Annotated in this window: 3 protein-coding genes; all 3 read left to right on the top strand. The window is 67.4% G+C overall.

What is annotated here, in order from left to right:
- On the top strand, positions 1–880 hold an 880-nt coding region (locus H5T65_13965), incomplete at its 5' end, for an excinuclease ABC subunit UvrA (protein MBC7260333.1).
- Positions 877–2,262 (top strand): NAD(P)/FAD-dependent oxidoreductase, encoded by a 1,386-nt coding sequence (locus H5T65_13960; GenBank protein ID MBC7260332.1) that lies wholly within the window; start codon positions 877–879, stop codon positions 2,260–2,262. The genes H5T65_13965 and H5T65_13960, both read left to right, overlap by 4 nt.
- Position 2,263: 1 nt before the next feature.
- Positions 2,264–3,637, top strand: coding sequence for a tRNA (N6-isopentenyl adenosine(37)-C2)-methylthiotransferase MiaB (gene miaB / locus H5T65_13955; GenBank protein ID MBC7260331.1), 1,374 nt, complete (start codon positions 2,264–2,266; stop codon positions 3,635–3,637).
- Positions 3,638–3,686: the final 49 nt, after the last annotated feature.

The raw sequence follows: 3,686 nt of genomic DNA, 5'->3' as shown, positions 1-3,686 counted from the left end.
GGACAAGCCCGGCCTACACGATGAGATTTTGGGCCTGGAGTACATAGACAAAGTCGTCAACATAGACCAATCGCCCATCGGGCGGACGCCGCGCTCCAACCCGGCCACCTACACCAACGTCTTCACGGCCATCCGCGACTTGTACGCCTCGCTGCCCGAGGCCAAGATGCGCGGATACGCCCCCGGGCGGTTCTCGTTCAACGTCAAGGGCGGCCGCTGCGAGGCGTGCCGCGGCGATGGCATCATCCGCATTGAGATGCAGTTCCTGCCCGACGTGTACGTGCCGTGCGAGGTGTGCCACGGAAAACGGTACAATCGCGAGGCGCTGGAGATTCGCTACAAGGGCAAGTCCATCGCCGACGTGCTGGACATGACGGTGGACGAGGCGCTGGAGTTCTTCAAGAACCTGCCCAAAATCCGCAACAAACTGAAAACGCTGCACGACGTGGGGCTGGGGTACATTCGGCTGGGCCAGCCCGCCACCACCCTGTCGGGCGGCGAGGCGCAGCGGGTGAAACTGTCGCGGGAACTGTCGCGCGCGGCCACGGGGCGCACGCTGTATATCCTGGACGAGCCGACCACGGGCCTGCATTTCGCCGACATTGAGCGGCTGCTGCGCGTGCTGAGCCTGCTGGTGGATGCCGGCAACAGCGTCATCGTCATTGAGCACAACCTGGATGTCATCAAGACGGCGGACTGGATCATAGACCTGGGGCCCGAAGGCGGCGAGAAGGGCGGCTACGTGGTGGCGCAGGGCACGCCCGAAGAGGTGAGCCGCGTCCGCGGGTCCTACACCGGCGAATTCGTGCGCAGAATCCTGGAGCGCGAGGGCGAAGCACGGCGCGTCCCGGCGCTGGCAGAGGAGGGGAGCAGGAGATGAGCGATCCGCAGTACGATGTCATCATCGTCGGGGCAGGCCCGGCAGGGATGTTCGCGGCGCTGGAACTGTCGCAGCACAGCGACATGAAAATCCTTATCGTGGACAAGGGGCCGGCGCTGGAAAAACGCACGTGCCCGTCCTTCGTCAACGGCGGCAAGTGCCTGGAATGCAAACCGTGCAGGCTGGTCTCGGGCTGGGGCGGCGCGGGCGCCTTCTCCGATGGCAAACTGACCCTCTCGCCCGATGTAGGCGGTCAACTGCCTGATATCCTAGGCCGCGCCATTACCGAGGAACTGATCCGCGACGTAGACCAGACCTGGATGCGGTTCGGCGCGCCCGAGAAGGTGTACGGAACCGACCAGGACGTGTACGAACGGCTGGCCAAGCAGGCGGCGAGGGCCGGCCTGCAACTGGTCTCGGCGCCCATCCGTCACCTGGGGAGCGACCGCGCGCAGGGCGTCGTGCGGGCCATCCGCGAGGAACTGGAGCGGCGCGGCGTGCACATTCGCCTGCGCACCGAGGTTCGGCGCCTCCTCACCGAGAACTCGCTGGCCGTCGGCGTCTCCACCACCAAGGGCGAGGACATCCTGGGCCGCTACGTCATCGTGGCGCCGGGCCGAGAGGGCGCACCCTGGCTCACGGAGCGGGCCAACGAACTGCAACTCGGCTTGCAGAACAATCCGGTGGATGTCGGCGTGCGCGTGGAGGTGCCCGCCACGGTGATGGCTCCCCTCACCGACCTGGTGTACGAGCCGAAACTCCTGTACTACACCAAAGCCTTTGACGACAAGGTGCGCACCTTCTGCGTGTGCCCGTATGGCGAGGTGGTTACCGAGTACGCGGGCGACGTGATCACCGTCAACGGCCACAGTTACGCCGACCGCCGCACGGCCAACACCAACTTCGCGCTCCTGGTGAGCAAATCGTTCACCGAGCCGTTCAAGGAGCCCATCGCCTACGGCAAGTACATCGCCAGCCTGGCCAACCTCCTCGGCGGCGGGATCATCGTCCAGCGCCTGGGCGACTTGGAACAGGGGCGGCGCTCCACGCCCGAACGGCTTAGCCGCAGCATCGTTACGCCCACCCTGCGCGACGCCAGCCCGGGCGACCTGGCGCTGGTCCTGCCCCATCGCTACGTCGTGGATTTGCTGGAGATGCTGAAGGCGATGGACGACTTCATCCCGGGCGTGTACTCGCGGCATACGCTCTTATACGGCGTGGAGGTGAAGTTCTACTCGTCGCGGCTGAAGTTGAGCGCGTGCCTGGAGACCGCCGTCAAGAACCTGTTCGCCGCCGGCGACGGCGCAGGCGTCACGCGCGGGCTGGTGCAAGCGTCGGCGTCGGGGGTGTGGGTGGCCCGCGAGATTCTGAGGCGAGGGTGAGATGCCCCTGTACTACGTCTGGAACATCGGCTGTCAGATGAACGCGGCCGACGCCCGCCGCGCCGAGGAGGGCCTGGAGGCCCTGGGGCTGCGGCGGGCCGCCCAGATTGAGCAGGCCGATGTCATCGTCCTCAACACCTGCGTGGTGCGCCAGAGCGCCGAGGACCGCGTCTGGGGGCGGCTGCGCTCGCTGAAGCCCATCAAGGCCAAGAACCCGCGCGCCTTCCTGGCGCTGATGGGCTGCGCCGTGGGCGACCCCGACGCGCTGGCGAGACAATTCCCCTATGTGGACGCCTTCATTCGGCCGTCGGACGTGGACGGGCTGCTGCGGGCCGTGGAACAGAGCGGGCTTGTCCCCGCGCCCCAATCCGCCGCCCCTCGCGATTCCGACCAGGGAAGCGGCGAAGAATCTGCCGTTGTGCCCGTGTCCGCCCCGTGCCCATCGGAGCGAAGCGAAGCGCCCCGAACCGCGCGCGCGGAGCCTTCGCCCATCTCCCGCGGCATCACCGCCATCTATGGGTGCAATCATCGCTGCACGTACTGCATCGTGCGCCTGCGCCGAGGCGAGGAGACAAGCCGCCCCGTGGCCGACATCGTGCGCGAAGCCGAACAGGCCGCCGAGCGCGGCGCGCGCGAAATCGTCCTGCTGGGCCAGAACGTGGACGCCTACGGGCGCGACCTGGTGCCGCCCCTGGATTTGGCCGACCTCCTCCGCGCCGTCCACGATGTGGAGGGAATCTGGCGCATCCGATTCCTGACCTCGCACCCTGGCGACCTGTCGTCGCACGTCATCCAGGCCGTGCGCGACCTGCCCAAGGTCTGCGAGCACTTTGAGTTGCCCGTGCAGTCGGGCGACGACGGCGTGCTGCGGCGCATGGGGCGCACCTACACGGCCCAGCAGTACCGCGACCTGGTGCGGGCCATCCGCGACGCGGTGCCCGGCGCGGCCATCGCCACCGATGTCATCGTCGGCTTCCCGGGCGAAACCGACGAGGCGTTCCAGAACACCTACCGCCTGCTGGAGGAGATACGGTTTGACGCCGTGCACGTGGCCGCCTACTCGGTGCGGCCCGGCACGCCTGCCGAGCGTCTGCCCGACGACGTGCCGCCCGACGAGAAGGAGCGCCGCCGCAAAGCCGTGGACGACCTCCAGAAGCGCATCGTCGGCGAAATCAATCAGGCCCTCGTCGGACGGGCGGTGGAGGTGCTGGTGGAGGGGCAGAAGAAAGGGCGCTGGTTCGGCCGCACCCGCACCAACAAACTGGTGTTCTTTGACAGCCCCCTCGATTGGCGGGGCCGCCTGGCGTGGGTGCGCATCACCTGGGCCGGGCCGTGGTCGCTGGTGGGCGAGGTCAGCCCCACAGCAGTGAAGTAGGGCGGCTTCCCACAGCATCCCCTAGGTGCGACGCACTTCCGGAAGTGCT

The sequence above is a fragment of the Chloroflexota bacterium genome (assembly GCA_014360805.1).
Lineage (GTDB): Bacteria > Chloroflexota > Anaerolineae > DTLA01 > DTLA01 > DTLA01.
The sequence above is the reverse complement of the archived record's forward strand: the minus strand, read 5'-3'. Positions and strand labels throughout refer to the sequence as shown.